At 66.5% G+C, this 17,761-nt stretch carries 16 protein-coding genes; 11 read left to right on the forward strand and 5 right to left on the reverse strand.

The features are described from left to right. Nucleotide 1: 1 nt before the first annotated feature. Nucleotides 2-2,326, reverse strand: a complete 2,325-nt coding sequence (locus tag C0J29_RS08360) for a nitric-oxide reductase large subunit (protein WP_065163693.1) — start codon at nucleotides 2,324-2,326, stop codon at nucleotides 2-4. 231 nt (nucleotides 2,327-2,557) lie between these two features. Between C0J29_RS08360 and C0J29_RS08365 the strand changes: the two genes are divergently transcribed. The 3 genes from C0J29_RS08365 to C0J29_RS08375 are packed head-to-tail and all read left to right on the forward strand — an operon-like array spanning nucleotide 2,558 to nucleotide 5,757. After that, nucleotides 2,558-3,355 (forward strand): universal stress protein, encoded by a 798-nt coding sequence (locus tag C0J29_RS08365; protein WP_065163692.1) that lies wholly within the window; start codon nucleotides 2,558-2,560, stop codon nucleotides 3,353-3,355. Nucleotides 3,356-3,376: 21 nt separating this feature from the next. After that, the gene (gene dosR, locus C0J29_RS08370) at nucleotides 3,377-4,024 is read left to right on the forward strand and encodes a hypoxia response regulator transcription factor DosR/DevR (protein WP_065163691.1); all 648 of its coding nucleotides are present in this window, start codon (nucleotides 3,377-3,379) and stop codon (nucleotides 4,022-4,024) included. Next, nucleotides 4,021-5,757: a GAF domain-containing sensor histidine kinase gene (locus C0J29_RS08375; RefSeq protein WP_120792018.1), complete on the forward strand. Its 1,737-nt coding sequence runs from the start codon at nucleotides 4,021-4,023 to the stop codon at nucleotides 5,755-5,757. Before dosR ends, C0J29_RS08375 begins: the two co-directional genes overlap by 4 nt. Here C0J29_RS08375 and C0J29_RS08380 read toward each other — a convergent pair. Then, the gene (locus C0J29_RS08380; RefSeq protein WP_065043522.1) at nucleotides 5,737-6,735 is read right to left on the reverse strand and encodes an Acg family FMN-binding oxidoreductase; all 999 of its coding nucleotides are present in this window, start codon (nucleotides 6,733-6,735) and stop codon (nucleotides 5,737-5,739) included. The genes C0J29_RS08375 and C0J29_RS08380 overlap by 21 nt on opposite strands. Nucleotides 6,736-6,916: 181 nt before the next feature. Here C0J29_RS08380 and C0J29_RS08385 point away from each other — a divergent pair, with 181 nt between their 5' ends. Both C0J29_RS08385 and C0J29_RS08390 read left to right on the forward strand, forming a co-directional pair. Then, on the forward strand, nucleotides 6,917-8,302 hold the full coding sequence (locus C0J29_RS08385; protein WP_065163689.1) for a WS/DGAT/MGAT family O-acyltransferase: 1,386 nt from the start codon (nucleotides 6,917-6,919) through the stop codon (nucleotides 8,300-8,302). 2 nt (nucleotides 8,303-8,304) lie between these two features. Next, nucleotides 8,305-8,721 carry a group III truncated hemoglobin gene (locus tag C0J29_RS08390; RefSeq protein WP_120792019.1) on the forward strand — a complete coding sequence of 139 codons (417 nt, stop codon included), beginning with the start codon at nucleotides 8,305-8,307 and terminating at the stop codon, nucleotides 8,719-8,721. 4 nt (nucleotides 8,722-8,725) lie between these two features. On the opposite strand, the gene C0J29_RS08395 is transcribed toward C0J29_RS08390, so the two are convergent. Together C0J29_RS08395 and C0J29_RS08400 are read right to left on the reverse strand one after the other, a co-directional pair. Continuing rightward, on the reverse strand, nucleotides 8,726-9,154 hold the full coding sequence (locus tag C0J29_RS08395; RefSeq protein WP_065043489.1) for a pyridoxamine 5'-phosphate oxidase family protein: 429 nt from the start codon (nucleotides 9,152-9,154) through the stop codon (nucleotides 8,726-8,728). A gap of 4 nt (nucleotides 9,155-9,158) precedes the next feature. Next, nucleotides 9,159-10,163 carry an Acg family FMN-binding oxidoreductase gene (locus C0J29_RS08400; protein ID WP_242460623.1) on the reverse strand — a complete coding sequence of 335 codons (1,005 nt, stop codon included), beginning with the start codon at nucleotides 10,161-10,163 and terminating at the stop codon, nucleotides 9,159-9,161. Nucleotides 10,164-10,549: 386 nt separating this feature from the next. Between C0J29_RS08400 and C0J29_RS08405 the strand changes: the two genes are divergently transcribed. The 3 genes from C0J29_RS08405 to C0J29_RS08415 are packed head-to-tail and all read left to right on the forward strand — an operon-like array spanning nucleotide 10,550 to nucleotide 13,755. Next, nucleotides 10,550-11,911 carry an HNH endonuclease signature motif containing protein gene (locus C0J29_RS08405; RefSeq protein WP_120792021.1) on the forward strand — a complete coding sequence of 454 codons (1,362 nt, stop codon included), beginning with the start codon at nucleotides 10,550-10,552 and terminating at the stop codon, nucleotides 11,909-11,911. A gap of 40 nt (nucleotides 11,912-11,951) precedes the next feature. After that, nucleotides 11,952-12,155: a hypothetical protein gene (locus C0J29_RS33325; protein WP_065043486.1), complete on the forward strand. Its 204-nt coding sequence runs from the start codon at nucleotides 11,952-11,954 to the stop codon at nucleotides 12,153-12,155. 10 nt (nucleotides 12,156-12,165) lie between these two features. After that, on the forward strand, nucleotides 12,166-13,755 hold the full coding sequence (locus C0J29_RS08415) for an FAD-binding oxidoreductase (protein WP_120792022.1): 1,590 nt from the start codon (nucleotides 12,166-12,168) through the stop codon (nucleotides 13,753-13,755). Nucleotides 13,756-13,785: 30 nt separating this feature from the next. Here C0J29_RS08415 and C0J29_RS08420 read toward each other — a convergent pair whose 3' ends face one another. Next, the gene (locus C0J29_RS08420) at nucleotides 13,786-15,144 is read right to left on the reverse strand and encodes an FAD-dependent oxidoreductase (RefSeq protein WP_065043484.1); all 1,359 of its coding nucleotides are present in this window, start codon (nucleotides 15,142-15,144) and stop codon (nucleotides 13,786-13,788) included. Nucleotides 15,145-15,186: 42 nt separating this feature from the next. Here C0J29_RS08420 and prfB point away from each other — a divergent pair, with 42 nt between their 5' ends. Genes prfB through C0J29_RS32725 form a run of 3 tightly spaced genes read left to right on the forward strand, consistent with a single transcriptional unit; the run spans nucleotide 15,187 to nucleotide 17,739 of the window. Further along, nucleotides 15,187-16,302: a peptide chain release factor 2 gene (gene prfB / locus C0J29_RS08425; protein ID WP_065163682.1), complete on the forward strand. Its 1,116-nt coding sequence runs from the start codon at nucleotides 15,187-15,189 to the stop codon at nucleotides 16,300-16,302. Further along, a complete protein-coding gene (locus C0J29_RS08430) occupies nucleotides 16,292-17,281 on the forward strand; it encodes a mechanosensitive ion channel family protein (RefSeq protein WP_120792023.1) in 990 nt (329 codons plus the stop codon). Before prfB ends, C0J29_RS08430 begins: the two co-directional genes overlap by 11 nt. Next, complete coding sequence (locus C0J29_RS32725; RefSeq protein WP_162951410.1) at nucleotides 17,278-17,739, forward strand: Rv3103c family proline-rich protein; 462 nt, start codon at nucleotides 17,278-17,280, stop codon at nucleotides 17,737-17,739. Before C0J29_RS08430 ends, C0J29_RS32725 begins: the two co-directional genes overlap by 4 nt. Nucleotides 17,740-17,761 lie beyond the last annotated feature (22 nt).

The raw sequence follows: 17,761 nt of genomic DNA on the forward strand, positions 1-17,761 counted from the left end.
CTCAGTCCGTCGCCGGTGTCTGTGCCGCGGCCGGTGTCTCGGTGTAGAGCGGATTCTCCGGCAGTTCCTCAACCGTGCTGCCGGTGCGGAAGTGCCGCAACGCCGTGATGGCTATCCAGACGAACGGCAATACCCCGCCGACGATCAGGATGACATCGCCGGGCATCCGCAGCCATTCGAGCACCGCGTTGCCCGGCTTGGTGATGTAACCGAGCGACCGGGCCTCGTAGTAGCCGTCGTTGACCGAATGGAACAGCTGCATGACACCCAGTGGCAGCAGGGTCACGAACACCATCCATGCCAAGCCGATGTTCATGCACCAGAACGAGGTTCGCGCCAACCGCTCCGGCCACTTGTCGGCCGGGATCACGTAACGGAACGCGAACATCGCCAGCCCCACGGCGAGCATGCCGTATACGCCCATCATCGCCGCATGCCCGTGATTGGCCGTCAGTGCGGTGCCGATCTGATAGTAGGACACCACCGGAAGGTTGATCAGGAACCCGAAGATCCCCGCTCCCAGGAAGTTCCAGAATCCCACTGCCACCAGGAACATCACTGCCCAGCGGTGGGGGAAGGGATTGGCGTCCCCGGACTGTTGGCGCGCGCCGAGCTGCAGGAAGGCCCACGCTTCCACGGTGAGGAAGGTCAGCGGGATCACCTCTGCGGCTGAGAAGAACGCGCCGAGTGCCATGTGCTCGACCGGAGTTCCGGAGAAGTACAGGTGGTGCATGGTGCCGATGACGCCACCCGCGGAATACAGGATGACGTCAAGGAATATGACGCCCAGCGCAATTCGCTCCCGCACCACGCCCAACAGGACGAACATGTACGCGACCATCACGGTGGTGAACAGTTCGAGGAAGTCCTCGACCCACAGGTGCACCACCCAGAACCGCCAGAAGTCGGCGACGGTGTAGTGGGTGTCGCTGCCGGCAAGCAGGCCCACGGTGTAGAAGACCGGAATCGCCAGTCCGGAGAAGAAGAACAGCCAGGGCATGTTCATCTTCGACTCGCCCTTGAGCCGGGCGCGCATGCCCCGCCAGATGATCGCGATCCAGATGAACATTCCGACGATCAGCAGCACCTGCCAGAGCCTCGGCAGGTCGAGATACTCCCATTGCTGAGACAGCAGCCCGCCTTCGGGAATGACCCCGTAGATGGACAGCGCTTCGCTGATCAGCGAGCCGAACACCACCACCGCGACCGCACCCAGCAACACGTAGGCAAGCAGCGCCTGCCGTTTCGGTTCGCGGCGGGCGATGAAAGGCACCAGGAAGATTCCGCCGGCCAGGAACGCCGCGGCGGTCCAGAACAACGCGAGTTGCAGATGCCAGGTGCGGGCCAGGTTGTACGGCAGCACGCGGGCCAGGTCGATTCCGAAGAAGGTCGACAGGTCAGCACGATAGTGTTCGGCGGCCGCGCCCAGCAGCGTTTGCGCCAGGAACAACACCGAGACGACGGCGAAGAACCAGATGCACGCCCGCTGCGCCGGTGTGAGGCTCACCTCGCCGGGTTGCCGGAACGACAGCGTGGGTGATTCGGCGCCGTGCCAGCCCACCTTCTGGCTCCAGCGCCCGTAGATCGCGAACATGACTCCGATGCCGCCCAGCAGGGCGATCAGCGACAACGCCGACCACACGATCACCGCCGCGGTCGGACCGTTGTCCACGCGTTGTTCGGCCGGCCAGTTGTTGGTGTAGCTGTACTTGTGCCCGGGCCGTTCGGCCGCGGCGGCCCACGCGGTCCAGGCGAAGAAGGCGGTCAACTGCCGGATCTGCGTCTTGTCGGTGATCAGCCGGGGCAGCAGGCCGTACTTGGTGGAGTTCTCGCCGAGAATCTCCGCGTAATGACTCTGGATGCGGTCGAACGCCACGGCCTGCTTGTTGGTGAACACCAGCGTCTTGGTGGCGGAGTCGTAGCGGTTGGTGCGGAACTCGGTGACCACCCGCTGGCGCGGCTCGGCCACGCCCTCGGCACGGAACTGGTTCGCGACTTCGTCGGTGGCCATCCTCAGGTAGTCGGCGGTGTAGTCGGGTCCCAGGTAGGCGCCGTGGCCCAACACCGACCCGTATTCCATCAAGCCGCGAGCCTGGTAGAGCTCCTGGCCTTTGGTGATGTCGGCACCGGTGAACAGCGTCTGACCGGATTCGGTGACCACCTTGTCCGGCATCGGCATCGCCGCGGTGTAGGTCCGGTACGCGAGGATGCCCATCACCAGGAAGCCGAAGATCAGCACCAGCGCGACGCCCTGGAGCCAGCCTTTACCCACTAGAGGTTGCGACGGGGGCGGCGTGGACTGAGGCGATGTCTCTTGAACAGCCATGGCACGAAACCCCCCGAGAGGCGACGAAACTTCAGCCCGGGCGCTGCAAGACGCGGGTCGGCGCCCACACCTATCAAAATCGGGTTGGGTGGCGCTGGCAAGAGCCGATTTGAAATCGCTTCGCTCTAGGGACCTAAGGCCCCGATCAGGGGACCTATGCCCCTGGGTTTCCCGCCCGACCGTCAATAACGTTCGGGGTGGCCGAAGTGATCGAGTTAAGGAGAGGCCGCGATGAGCAGCCGCCAGTCAGGTCCGGCAGTCGTGGTGGGTGTCGACGGTTCGAGAACGGCTCTGCATGCTGCCCTGTGGGCGATTGACGAGGCGGTCGCCCGGGACGTTCCCCTGCGCCTGGTCTATGTCATCGACTCGCCTCCGGTGCCGGGCGGCATCGCGGGCCAACAGGCGGCGGCACGCGCGGCGCTGTTCGACGCCCAGCAAGCGATCAGGGCGACGGGCAAAGAGGTGGTGATCGACACCGAGATTCTGTGGGGCAGGCCCCTGACCAAACTGATGCAGGAGTCGCGGTCGGCGTCGATGATCTGTGTCGGCTCGATCGGGCGCAATCATGCGCACAGTGGGGAGGGATCGGTGGCCGGTGCGCTGGCCGGGTCCTCGCTGTGTCCGGTAGCGGTGATCCACCGGTCAGCGGACGGCACCACGGCGCCCGCGATCAGGCGGGTCGTCGCTGAGGCGGACAACGGAGCCGTGTTGCGTCATGCGTTCCAGGAGGCTCGCCTTCGCGGCGTGCCGTTGCGCGCGGTCTCCGTACAGGGGACTCAAACCGCGGACTCAGCCGGCGATGGAAACCGCCTGGCGCAAGCGCAGTTACACCGCAGGCTGACCCGCTGGACGCGGCTTTACCCCGATGTGCGGGTGGAGTCGGCCATTGTCCGGGGGCACGGCGGCCGCTACATGGCTGACAATGAAGCGCCGGGGCAGCTCTTTGTCACCGACGCGCACGCTGCCCAGGTGCGCAGCGTGTACAACGCGGGGTCTTCGGTGTTGACCGTGCGCAGCGGCAACCTGTAGCAGCGAATCGGGAGTGATGCCTTGGTAAAAGTCTTCCTCGTCGACGACCATGAAGTGGTGCGACGCGGCCTCATCGACCTCCTTGGTGCCGACCCCGAACTCGACGTGGTCGGCGAAGCCGGCACCGTCGCCGAAGCGATGTCACGGATTCCGGCGGCGGATCCCGACGTCGCGGTCCTCGATGTCCGGCTACCCGACGGCAACGGCATCGAACTGTGCCGGGACCTGTTATCGCGCACGCCCGAACTGCGGTGCCTGATCCTGACCTCCTACACCTCCGACGAAGCGATGCTCGACGCCATCCTGGCCGGCGCCAGCGGCTACGTCGTCAAGGACATCAAAGGAATGGAATTGGCGCGCGCGGTCAAGGATGTGGGTGCCGGCCGGTCGTTGCTGGACAATCGGGCGGCCGCGGCGCTGATGTCGAAGTTGCGCAACGCCACCGAGAAGCAGGATCCGTTGTCGGGCCTGACCGAGCAGGAGCGTGCGCTGCTGGGCCTGCTCAGCGAAGGCCTGACGAACAAGCAGATCGCCGATCGCATGTTTCTTGCCGAGAAGACGGTGAAGAATTACGTGTCGCGACTGCTGGCCAAACTCGGCATGGAGCGCCGGACCCAGGCCGCGGTATTCGCGGCGGAATTGAAGCGGACGCAGGGAAGTACCCGATGACCGTCGGCGAGCCGGTCCAGACCGGCCCCGAAGAGGTCGGTCTGCAACCGTTTCGCCAGACCCTGTCTCAGTTGCGGCTGCGCGAATTACTGGTCGAGGTGCAGGACCGGGTCGAGCAGATCGTCGAGGGCCGCGACCGCCTCGACGGTCTGCTCGAGGCCATGTTGGTGGTCACCTCGGGGCTGGAGCTCAACGCCACACTGCGCGCCATCGTGCACTCGGCGACGGAACTGGTCGACGCGCGCTACGGCGCTCTGGAAGTGCACGACGGTGAACAGCGCGTGATGAACTTCGTCCATGAGGGCATCGACGAAGAGACGGTGCGCCGCATCGGCAACCTTCCGCAGGGCAAGGGCATCATCGGCCTTTTCATCGATGAACCGAAAGCGCTACGCCTGGACGATCTTTCGAAGCACCCGGCGTCGGTCGGATTTCCGCCGCACCATCCGCCGATGCGGACGTTTCTCGGGGTGCCCGTGCTGGTGCGCGGGGAATCCTTCGGCACGCTGTACCTGACCGACAAGACCAACGGTCAACCGTTCACCGATGACGACGAAGTGCTGGTGCAGGCTCTGGCGGCGGCGGCGGGTATCGCCATCGCCAACGCCGCTCTGTATCAGCAGGCAAAAGAGCGCCAGGCGTGGATCGAGTCCACCCGGGATATCGCCACCGAACTCCTGTCCGGCACCGAACCCGCTACGGTCTACCGCCTGTTGGCCGAAGAGGCGCTCAAGCTGACCGCCGCGGAGGCGGCCTTGGTTGCCGTCCCTCTCGATGAGACCGCCTCGCCCGCTGACGTCGGTGAGCTCATGGTGATAGAGACGCTCGGCCCTGGGGTGGAGAACGCTGCGGGACAGACAATTCCAGTCGCCGGGACCACGGTGGGCGAGGTGTTCGTCAACGGCATGCCACGCCAGATCGAACGGTTGGACACCGACGGCCTGGACGGCGTGGACGATGTCGGCCCCGCACTGCTGCTACCGCTGCGGGCCACCGGCACCGTCGCGGGCGTGGTCGTCGTCCTGGGCCAGGACGGTGGGGGATTCTTCACCAACGATCAACTCGAGATGATGGCCGCGTTCGCCGACCAGGCCGCGTTGGCCCTGCAGTTGGCGACGTCGCAGCGGCAGATGCGCGAACTGGATGTGCTGACCGATCGCGACCGGATCGCGCGCGATCTGCACGACCATGTGATCCAACGTCTGTTCGCGGTGGGGCTGTCTTTGCAGGCAGCGGTGCCCAGGGCCACTGAACCGCAAGTGCAGCAGCGTCTTTCAGGGGCGATAGACGATCTGCAAGCGGTGATCCAGGAGATCCGGACGACGATTTTCGACTTGCACGGCGCCTCGCAGGGCATCACCCGGTTGCGTCAGCGCATCGACGCGGCAGCCGGCCAGTTCGCCGACTCCGGGTTGCGCACCAGCGTCCAGTACATCGGACCCTTGTCGGTCGTCGACAGTGGACTGGCCGATCACGCCGAGGCGGTGGTACGGGAAGCGGTCAGCAATGCCGTCCGGCATGCACAGGCCACCACACTGACGGTGCGGGTCAGGGTTGACGACGACCTGTGCATCGAGGTCGGCGACGACGGTTGCGGTATGCCCGGGGAGGTCACCGGCAGTGGACTGACCAACCTCAAGCGGCGCGCGGAAGACGCCGGCGGCCAATTCGCCGTCGAGACACTGCCTTCGGGTGGAACACTGCTGCGGTGGTCAGCGCCGCTCGTCCAATAGATCCTCGGGCCAGTCGACGACGCGGACCAGTCGGCGCCGCGGAGTCGCCGGTAACGGATCGGCGTTGATCGGGGCCCAGCCGACCCGCAACAACATCTGGGGATATCCGCTGGCGCCGAAAACATCGGTGCGGACCGCGGCGCGGGTCTCGGCAATCTCCAGCGGTTCGGTGATCGGGCAGCATGCCAAACCCAGTGCCGTGGCGGTCAACAGCACGATGCTGGTGGTCTCGCCGGCCCGAAGTTGCGACAACCGATCGTCTTTCTCGGTGCCCAGCGCCAGGATGACGCCGCAGTCGTCGGCGGGCGAGATGCCCGACGGCTGCGCCAGACCGGGTCCGGCGAACAACCGCGCCGGGATGGGGGACTGCGGATCCGACGGCGGTGCGTTGCGCGCCGGCACTCCGGCTACCGCGCCGTATCGTCCACTCCACGTGGTCAATTCGCGCATGTAGGCGTCGTCGCTGGCATGGTCGGAAACCGCGCGCGCCACGATGTCCCGCATTTTGGAAAGCGAATCGACCTGGCGAAGCATCACGCCGCTGCGGGCTGCGCGCGCGGCCATTTGCGCGATGTCGCCGCCCGGCACCGGCCAGGAACTGTAGGCACGCCGGTCGGTCCGACGCCGGGGGATGGCCGCTGCCAGCGCGATGTCCGCTTGATCGGGAACCTGCGGAACCACCTCGATGGTGGCCAGGTGCCGGGGGTCCTCCGGATCCGGGAAGCGACTGACCTTGGCGTGCCAGCCCATTGACGCCAGGGCGACAACACAGTGATGCAGCGCGACACCGCAGCTGATGAGCAGGTCCCGGCCGTCGGGATCCGTGCTCTGCAACTGCATTTCCGGTTCGGAGAACAAGTCCAGGCTCGCCGCGCTCACCCGCCAGTGCCAGGGCTGGGTGTTGTGTATTGACGGGGCACGGGTGGCCAGGGTGAGGACTGTCCGCAACGTGTCGGCATCGGGGAATTGGGCGTTCATGATGGGGGCGGAGCCCTTCCTATCCATGACGGTCGTCACGCTCTCCAGGATTGTCGTTAGTGCGCGACCTGCGGCAGAGGACGAAGCCCCGGCAGCGTGGGACCTTTGGCCCTGCTCCGGACCTGGTTCGGAGCGGATAGTGAAACTGAGAGTTGCAGATAACTGAAAGGGTGCTGATTCCATGGACCACCTGACGACACTGGACGCCGGGTTCCTCAAGGCCGAGGATGCCGATCCGCGGGTCAGCCTGGCCATCGGTGGCCTTGCGGTGATCGAAGGGCCGGCGCCCGAGCAGGATCAGTTGATCTCGGTTTTCGCCCAACGGATTCGCGGTTGCCCGCGATTCGGGCAGCGGTTGCGACTGCACACCCTGGACCTGGGTGCACCCGAGTGGGTAGCCGATCCCGACTTCGACATCCAGCGCCACGTGCGCCGGGCCGCGCTGCCGCATCCCGGTGACGACCGCGAGCTGTTCCGGTTGATTGCCGACGTGATGGCGCGGCGTTTGGACCGCGACCGGCCGCTGTGGGAAGTGTGGGTCATCGAGGGCCTTGCCGACGATCGCTGGGCGATGCTGACCAAACTGCACCACTGCATGGCAGACGGTATCGCCGCCACGCACATCCTCGCCGGGTTGTGCGACGACGGCGTGGACAGCGTGTCCCACCGCCGGGTGCCCGCACCCAGGAAGCTCGTGAAAGAGCCTCCCGCGCAACGGACCCCGCTGCTGGGCGGTCTGGCGCAAGCATCGGCCGCCCTGACTGCCGGTATCGCCCGTGCCCTTCAGGGTGCCGGTGAGATCGCCGCCGGACTGTTGATCCCGTCCGCGTCGTCACTGAACGGTCCGCTCAGCGATCAGCGCCGGTACGGCGGGGCGCGGGTGGCCATGGCCGACATCGAACTCATCGCCTCCACCTTCGATGTGACGGTCAATGACGTTGCGCTGACAGCCATCACCGAGAGCTACCGCAACGTCATGATGGAGCGCGGGCTCAAGCCGCTGCGCGGCTCGTTGCGGACGCTGGTCCCGGTGTCGGTGCGGTCCGCGGGCGCGGCCGGTGTGACGGACAACCGGGTGTCGCTGATGCTGCCGAATCTGCCGGTGGACGAGGAGAACCCGGTGGAGAGGCTGCGCACCGTGCACGACCGGCTGGGCCGGGCCAAGTCCAGCGGCCAGCGGCAGGCCGGAAATGCGTTCTTGTCCTTGACGAATCGCATTCCGTTCGCGGTCAGCGCGTGGACCGTCGGGTTGTTGATGCGGCTGCCGCAACGCGGCGTGGTGACGGTGGCGACCAATGTGCCCGGACCGCGCCGTCCGCTGCGGGTCATGGGCAGGCAGGTCACCGGGTTGTATCCGGTTCCGCCGTTGGCGATGGATCTGCGCACCGGTGTCGCGATGCTCAGTTACGCCGGCGACCTGTTCTTCGGGATCCTCACCGATTACGACGCGGTCGGAGACGTCGATCAACTGGCGCGGGGCATCGAGGCCGCGATCAGGCGGTTGGTGGCAATCAGCAAGCGGCGCAGGAACCCTCCGACCCGCGGGCCGCTGTCCCTGGTGGTCTGACGGTGGGCGCGCCGAGGCCGGATCTGGTCGACCGCGCCGATGTCGAGGCGCTGCTGCACCGCTTCTATGGGACGGCATTGCACGACGAGGTGCTCTACGAGGCGTTCACGGAGTTGCGCGCCGCGGGATTGGACGGGCACATTCCGACGATGTGCGACTTCTGGGAGACCACACTGTTTCGTGCCGGACGCTACCGCGGCAGCGCACTGCGGGTGCACCGGGACCTGCACAGCCGAACTCCGTTGGCCGCGAGTCACTTTGTGCGCTGGCTCGGCCTGTGGAACGAGGCCGTCGACGAGCTCTACTGCGGGCCGGTGGCGGAGCACGCCAAGCTGCAGGCGGCCAGGATCGCCTGGTCGATGCACCGTCGGTTGAACGGGGTCGACGCGCGCGAGCTTGACGCGCTGCTTGCCCGCTGAGGGCTTACGCGACGGTCTCGGTGTGGTCGGGCTCCGGGCCGAACACGAAGCGGCGGCCGGTGATGTCGTTCGGGGTGATGCGTACGAAGTTGGGCTTGGCCGTCGCCACCCACGGATACAGCCCGGCCTTATCTGCCTGCTGTATGTCGGCGTCGGCCTTCAACAGCCGGGCACGACCGCGCACGATCACACTCCAGCCTTCGGCGACATTGTGGTCGTCAGCCTCGAAGATCACCGTCCGATTGGCGACGGCCGAGAAGAGTTTGGTGCCCTCGGCCGTGCGGAACAACACGGTCCGGTTCTGGACAACGAAATTGACCGGGAATATCTCGGGTTCTCCGCCGAAGTTGGTCACCAACCGGCCGAGTGAGGCGGTGCCCAGCAGATCCCAGCTCTCGCTTTCGGACAGGACGGTGATCGGCTCATTGCTCATTGGCTCATCCCTTCGGGCGGAGTGTCTGGTCGGGCGGAGTGTCTGATGTGGGGCGGATTTCGAGGACGGCGTCCAGAGGCCGGCGGGGTGTCGGTGCCGGAAGAGGTTCCATCGCCGGGGTGATCCCGACACGGATCAAGACCTGGGGTTCCCCGTGCCGGCCGATCAGGTCCCGCACGATGTCGCGGCTCTCGCTCGATTCGATCAGGTGGGTCAAGGTGCAGGTCGCCATTCCGGCCATGGTGCATTCGAGTAGCACGGTAGAGAGTACTTCGCCGCACCGCAGAACATCGGCTTTGGTGTCGGTGGGTGTCGACAACACCAGGATCTTCGACCAGTCAGTCGCGATCCCGGGCCGGCGCTCCTGGTGGCCGCGGACCGGGAACTCCCGGGCCACGTCCACCCGCAGCCGCTCGGTGTCGGACGCCAGCGCGGACGGCGGCATACCCTCAGACAAAGCGAATGGCGAAGTCCACCAATCGAGTTCGGCGTGATACGACGCGTCGTCACGACGCAGTTCCTCGCTCAGCTGCGACGCCTCGACGAGCCTGAGGCGCTGCTCGTCGGCGAGCACGTGCAGGGTGGCGACCTCGTCGTCGAGCGCTTCGCGCAGCACCGGTTCGAAGTGTTCCCAGTACATGGGCCGGTCGAACGGCAGCCGGTCGGTGTGGCGCTGCAGGATCGCTTCGGCCCGGTTGCGATGCGCCGAGGTGACGAGATCGATCGGGCGGAATCGCAGGGTGGCCAGATGACCGGGGTCGTTCGGGTCGGGTAATCGGTTGATGGTGGCTCGCCAGCCGGCGGCCGCCATCGCGACCTCGAGGTGGTGAAGGGTCGCGCCGCAGCTGATCAGCGCGCCACGCCCGGAATGGTCTGTGGCACGGACGGTCCGGTTGCGATCGGCGAAGAGGTGGACGGCGTCGTGGTCGACGACCCAGCGCCACGGTTGACTGTTGTGGATGGACGGCGCCCGGCAGGCCAGCAAGACTGCGCTCTTGACGGTCTCGATGTCCACGGCAGGGACGTTACGGTTGTGCGTTGCCGATGGGTAGGGACCTTGGTCATTCGGGGGCATGCCCAGTGTCATCGAGTTGTGCTGTGGGTAGAGGGGATATCGCTCTCGATGTCAACGGATTTCGGGCGCGAGCGTGCAGAGAATGCCAGCGACACGCCGGGCCTGATGGCATTGTGTGCACGCTCGGCATCGCGTTGCTGTCGTTAACGGATTTCGGGTGCGCGAGCGTGCAGAGAATGCCGCCGACACGCCGGGCGTGATGGCATTGTGTGCACGCTCGCCGTCGCGCTGTTGCCGTCAGCGAAATATTCAGCTGCTGAGCGGGTTTGGCGCCCCACACCAGCCCGAAGTTGTCGGTGCCCCTTCGTAAAATCGTGGGTATGTCAGCGAGTACGCGTGAGGAGATCATCGAGGTCTTCGACGCGGCCGACGAAGTGCAGGACCAGCTGTGCGCGTTGAGCTTTGACGCGCTGACCACCCCGGAGCTGCTGCGGGCCCTCGAGCGCGAGGAACGCCGGGAACGCCGCTCACGCTCAGTACGGCACGCGCTGATCAACCAACTCAAAACCCAAGCCACCGAAGAAGAACTCGGCGGCAAACTCCCCGCAGCACTGGCCGATCGGCTACGCATCACCAAAGCCGACGCCCACCGCCGCATCGCCGAAGCCGAAGACCTCGGGCAGCGCCGCGCCCTGACCGGCGAAGCACTGGCACCGCTGTTGACCGCGACCGCGGCCGCCCAATGCGCCGGTCTAGTCGGTGATGCCGCGGTCAAGGTCATCCGCAGCTTTATCGCCCACCTGCCCACCACCATCGACGTGGACACCCGCGAAGCCGCCGAACAAGACCTGGCCGGCAAGGCGTGCGACTTCCGCCCCGACCAGGTCGCCAAATACGCCCACGAACTCATGGCACTGCTACACCCCGACGGCGACTACACCGACGAGGAACGTGCCCGCGCCCGCGGCCTGATCCTAGGCCCCCAGCAATACGACGGGATGTCGCGCATCAGCGGCCTGATCACCCCCGAACTACGGGCCTTGATCGAAGCGCTGTGGGCCAAACTGGCCGCCCCCGGCGCCGCCAATCCCGAGGACGACACGCCCGTCCTCGACGGCGCACCCGATGACGACGCCGCCCGCCGCGACACCCGCAGCCAACCCCAACGCAACCACGACGCCATGGTCACCGCCATCCGCGAGTTGTTCGCCTCTGGCGAGTTGGGCACCCACAACGGCCTACCCGTCAGCATCATCGTCACCACCACCCTGCAGGACCTCGAATCCGGGGCCGGGCGAGCCCGCACCGCCGGGGGCACCCGCATCCCGCTGCCCGTCCTGATTCGCTGGGCCGCCAACTCCCACCACTACCTCGCGGTCTTCGACCGGGCCAAGCCCCTGGCCTTGTTCCACACCAAACGCTTGGCGAACCTGGCTCAGCGAATGATGTTGCTGGCCAAAGACGGTGGCTGCACCCGCCCGGGCTGCGACACCCCCGGCTACCACACCCAGGTACATCACACCTCCGGCTGGATGAACACCCATGTCACCGACATCCACGACCTCACCCTCGCCTGCGGGCCGGATAATCGCCTCGCCGAAAAAGGCTGGACCACCCGCAAAAACGCCAAAAGCGACACCGAATGGATACCGCCGGCGCACCTGGACCACGGCCAACCACGAATAAATACATTCCACCACCCCGAAAAACTCTTCGCCCCCGAGGATGACGAACCCGCTTGATCCCGCTTGCAATGCGGCATTCACCTGGCATTCTGAACGGATGGCAGGCAATGAGCTGGACCCCATCCGGGCTAGAAGCGCTCTGGCAGTGATCAAGCAGAACCCCGGAATCGTGCTCTTCGCGGTATCGCCGCTGATCGCGCTGGTGGCAGTCACCTGGTACTTCGCCGGCGCCGGATGGGGAATCGTCCTGGCCCTGGTGCTGCTGGTCGCCGGCGGCGCCCTCGTGCTCCGCAAGCGCTGACACCACCGGCATGCGTTCGTGGTGGGGCTGGGGCACGCTCGAACAGGCACTCACTGAGCAGGAGACCAAGGATCTGGTGGCCCGGGTAGCCGCCATGCTGCCCGGTCACGACCTCACCGATCACGCTCCGCCCGACCCGAATGCGCTCGGGTTGCCCAGCCCGCGGATCACCCCGCCGCAGTCCCTGGCGGCATTGTGTTCAGCCCAGGTGGTGGACCGGGCCGGGCATGCGCGGGGAAAGGCGTTCCGCGATGTCGCGCGCAACCTGCAGGGCCGGCTTGATCATCTACCCGACCTGATCGTGCGGCCGCGGCGCGAACAGGACGTCATCGATGTGCTGGATTGGTGTACGCGCGAAGGGATTCCGGCGATTCCCTACGGCGGCGGCAGCTCCGTCGTCGGGGGTGTGGAGCCTCGCTTCGAGGGGCCCGCGGTCACGTTGGATGTCAGCGCAATGAGCGCGGTGGTCGAGGTGGATCAGGTCAGCCGCGCCGCCCGGATCCAGGCCGGCGCGCTCGGTCCGTGGATCGAGGACCAGTTGCGCAAGCACAACCTGACGTTGCGGCACTTTCCGCAGTCCTTCGCGTTCTCCAGTCTCGGCGGCTGGTTGGCCACCCGCGCCGGCGGACATTTCGCCACCCTCTACACCCACATCGACGACCTGACCGAATCGGTGCGCGTCGTCACCCCGGCGGGCGTCAGCGAGTCGCGCCGGCTGCCTGGTTCGGGCGCGGGACCATCCCCGGACCGGCTATTCGTCGGCTCCGAGGGCACTCTCGGAGTCATCACCGAGGCCTGGATGCGGCTGCAGTACCGCCCGCGCTGGCACGTCACCGCATCGGTGGCGTTCGACAGCTGGCCGGCCGCGGTCGCCGCCACCCGCACCGTCGCTCAAGCGGGTCTCTTTCCGGCGAACTGCCGGCTGCTCGACCCCGCCGAGGCTTTCCTCAACGCCGGCGCGCCGGTCAGCGGTGGGCTGCTGGTGCTGGCCTTCGAATCGGCTGACCATCCGATCGACCCCTGGCTGAACCGGGCCCTGGAGATCACCGCCGAACACGGCGGCACGGTCATCTCCCGACGCAACCGCGAATCCGGCAGTGACGCAACTGAGGACAGGCCAGATGACGCGTCGACCAACTGGCGCTCGTCGTTCCTGCGGATGCCTTACCAACGAGATGCCCTGGCGCGCCGCGGCGTTATTGCCGAGACATTCGAAACCGCTTGCACCTGGACCGGATTCGAGGACCTGCATAACGCCGTGACCGCCGCCGCCCGGGACGCGATCCAGAAGGTCTGCGGTACGGGGGTGGTGACCTGCCGGTTCACCCATGTCTATCCCGACGGCCCGGCGCCCTATTACGGCATCTACGCCGCCGGGCGCTGGGGCTCGCTGGACGCGCAGTGGGACGAGATGAAAGCCGCTGTCTCCGAAGCGATCAGCGCCACCGGCGGCACCATCACCCATCACCACGCGGTCGGTCGCGACCATCGCCCGTGGTACGACCGGCAGCGCCCCGACCCGTTCGCAAAGGCGTTGCGCGCCACCAAAAACGCGCTGGACCCGGCCGGAATCCTCAATCCCGGAGTGCTACTGGGATAGTGGCGCCACGTCGGATAGAGCCGCCCGTGATCAGCCGTGCCCGATGTGCAGCAGCCGCGCGAGGTTCGGCAGCTTGACCCGGGGTCGTCCGTGCGGCTCACCGGCCGTCCGCTCGAACTGGTCGATGACGTCCCAGTGCTCGGAGGTGATCACCTTGGGCTGCCGCTCACTAAGCCAGGCGGAGAGCTGGTCGGCGTGGTCGTCGGGGAAGTCGGCCACTTCAGCACCTGCCAGATCGGCGATCAACGTGTCGACGGTCTCCTGAGAGTCGCTCTTGTTGGTGCCGATCACGCCGGTGGGCCCGCGCTTGATCCAGCCGACGACATACTCATTACGACTGCCTTCGACGCGGCCGCCGGTGTTGGGGATCGTGCCGCGCTTCTCGTCGAACGGCAGGCCCGGCGTCGGGACACCGCGGTACCCGACCGAACGGACGACCAACTGCACCGGCAGTTCTTCGCGCTCACCGGTGTCCTTGGCCGACACCCAGCCGCTCTCGTCGGTGACCAACTCGTTGCGGCCCAGCACGATGTGCTCGACACGCTCCTCGCCCTTGATCTCGATCGGAGAGGTCAGGAACCGGAACACGATCCGGCGATGGCCCGGGCGCGGCTCGCGCTCCGCGTAGCCCCGCAGCACCTTGATGTTCTGTTTGGTGGTCTTGCCCGCCGCCTCGGCGTCCTCGTCGGTGATGCCCTCGAACTGGGCCGGGTCGACGATCACGTCGACCCCCTCGAGCTCGCCCAGTTCGCGCAACTCCAGGGTGGTGAATGCCGTCTGCAGCGGACCGCGCCGGCCGATGATCACCACCTCTTCGACCCCGCGGGGCCGCAGCGACTCCAGCGCATGGTCGGCGATGTCGGTGAGCGCCAGCACGTCGGGGTCGGTGACCAGAATGCGGGCGACGTCGATCGCGACGTTGCCGTTGCCGACCACCAGGGCCCGGGCGCCCGACAGGTTCGGTGTCTTCTCCTCGAAGTGCGGGTGCGCGTTGTACCAGCCGACGAAGTCCACCGCGGAGATGCTCCCCGCCAGGTTCTCGCCGGGGATGTTCAACGGTTTGTCCGACTGGGCGCCCACGGCATAGATCACCGCGTCATAGTGCTCGGCGAGTTCCTGCGCGTGGACGTGTTCGCCCACGGCCACGTTGCCGAAGAACCGGAAGCGGGGGTCGGTTGCGGTCTTCTCGAACTGTTTGCTGATCGACTTGATCTTGGGGTGGTCGGGGGCGACGCCGGAGCGCACCAGCCCCCACGGTGTCGGCAGCATCTCGAGCATGTCGACGGCCACCTCGATCTCGTCGGTCGAGTCAGCCGCCTTCAGTAGGGACGCGGCGGCGAAGAAGCCCGACGGCCCGGAGCCGACGATGGCGACGTGATAGGGACGCATGTAGAAGGATGCTAGACGGTGGTGCCGGTAACGTTGTCGCCTGTGGAACCTGACCGTCAAGCAGACATCGCCGCACTTGACTCCACCCTCACCACGGTGGAGAGGGTGCTTGACGTCGAGGGTCTGAGAAGCCGCATCGAAAAACTCGAGCAGGAAGCGTCCGACCCGAACCTCTGGGACGACCAGGCCCGCGCTCAGAAGGTGACCAGCGAACTGTCGCACACCCAGGGCGAATTGCGCCGGGTAGAGGAGCTGCGTCAGCGCCTCGACGACCTGCCGGTGCTGTACGAACTGGCCGCCGAAGAAGAGGGCCCGGCCGCCGACGCCGCACTCGTCGAAGCCGACGCCGAGCTGAAGGCGCTGCGCGCCGACATTGAGGCCACCGAGGTACGCACTTTGCTGTCCGGTGAGTACGACGAACGTGAGGCGTTGGTCACAATCCGCTCCGGCGCCGGCGGGGTCGACGCCGCGGACTGGGCCGAGATGCTGATGCGGATGTATATCCGCTGGGCAGAGCAGCACAAGTACCCCGTTGAGGTGTTCGACACGTCCTACGCCGAAGAGGCCGGCATCAAGAGCGCGACGTTCGCCGTGCACGCGCCGTTCGCCTACGGCACCCTGTCGGTGGAACAGGGCACCCACCGGCTGGTGCGAATCAGCCCGTTCGACAACCAAAGTCGACGTCAGACGTCTTTCGCGGAGGTCGAAGTGCTGCCCGTGGTGGAGACCACCGACCACATCGAAATTCCGGAAGGCGACCTCCGCGTCGACGTCTACCGGTCCAGCGGTCCCGGGGGCCAGTCGGTCAACACGACCGACTCGGCGGTTCGACTCACACACATCCCAACCGGTATCGTCGTGACTTGCCAGAACGAGAAGTCGCAACTGCAGAACAAAGTTTCAGCGTTACGAGTGCTTCAGGCAAAGTTGTTGGAGCGCAAGCGTTCCGAAGAACGCGCGGAGCTGGACGCCTTGAAAGGCGACGGCGGCAGCTCCTGGGGAAATCAGATGCGGTCATACGTGCTGCACCCCTACCAGATGGTCAAGGATCTGCGTACCGAGTTTGAGGTGGGCAACCCCGCGGCCGTCCTGGACGGAGACATCGACGGGTTCCTGGAAGCGGGAATCCGGTGGCGCAACAGAAAAGATGACGACTAATAACCTCGCTTTCCACGTAAAAGACATCGCCTCCGCGGCGCAGCGTTGGCACGACTTTTGGCGCGGCCCTTTCGGTGAATGGATCATCACCAGGGGACTGCGCGTCGCCATGCTGGTCATCGCCGCGGTGCTGGCGGCCCGCTTCGTCAGCTGGGTAGCCCAGCGGATCACCCGCCAGCTCGACGTGGGTTTCGCCGAGAGCGACGCGCTGGTGCGCTCGGAGGCGACCAAACACCGTCAGGCTGTGGCTTCGGTGATCCGGTGGGTGTCGATCGTGTTCATCGCGATCATGGTGATGATGCAGATCGCAGACGTTCTGCAGTTCTCGGTGGGCGGCCTGGTCGCCCCCGCCACCGTGGTCGGGGCCGCCCTGGGTTTCGGCGCCCAGCAGCTGGTCAAAGACCTGCTGTCCGGGTTCTTCATCATCGTCGAGCGGCAGTACGGCTTCGGTGACCTGGTGAAGCTGACCATTCAGGGTTCCACCACCGACGCCGTCGGCACCGTCGAGAACGTGACGTTGCGGGTGACCAGGCTCCGATCGGCGGACGGCGAGGTGTTCACCGTCCCCAACGGCCAGATCGTCAAATCGGTCAACCTCTCCAAGGACTGGGCGCGCGCCGTCGTCGACATCCCGGTGTCGACCAACGCCGACCTCAACCGGGTCAACGAGGTGTTGCACCAGGAATGCGAGAACGCCCAGAACAACCCGCTGCTGGGAGAGCTGCTGCTGGACTCGCCCACGGTGATGGGCGTGGAGAGCATCGCGGTCGACACGGTCACCCTGCGCCTGGTGGCGCGCACCCTGCCCGGTAAGCAGTTCGAGGCCGGCCGGTTGCTGCGGGTGCTGGTCATCCGTGCGCTGGCCCGCGCCGGCATCGTGACCGCGGCCGACGCCACGGTCGGGGTGGTCGACGACGCGGGGATCCCCGCGGACGACGAGGTGACTGACGCCGACAAAGGTTCGGTGACGCAACGATGAGGAAACTCGGAACCGATCTGCTGCAAAAGGTCCGCGACCGGCAGCGCACGCCCAGCCACCTGTTCGGCGGCCGGGTCCGCACCTCGACCGTCGTGCTGATCGTGGCGTTCTTCGCGCTGTGGTGGACCTACGCCACCTACCGTCCGCACCCCGAGCCCGCGCGCAGCGACACCCCGCCGCCCGGCCAGGTGGTGCCGCCCGGCTTCGTGCCCGACCCCGGATACACGTGGGTGCCACGCACCCGGGTGCAACAGCAGCCCGTCGCCACCACGCCCACGCCCACGCCGACGACGACACCCCCGCCGCCACCGCCGACCACGACCACGACGACGACACCGGGGCTGCCGTGCCTGCTGCCGCCGCCCTTCTGTCCCGCATCGACGACCCCGACCACACCACCCGCCAACCAGCAACCGGGGCCCGGCCCGGCGCCCAGCTCAACGCCTCCGGCGCGCTGAGTTTCGCGCCCCGGCGAACCAC

Source organism: Mycobacterium paragordonae (genome assembly GCF_003614435.1).
Classification (GTDB): Bacteria; Actinomycetota; Actinomycetes; order Mycobacteriales; family Mycobacteriaceae; genus Mycobacterium; species Mycobacterium paragordonae.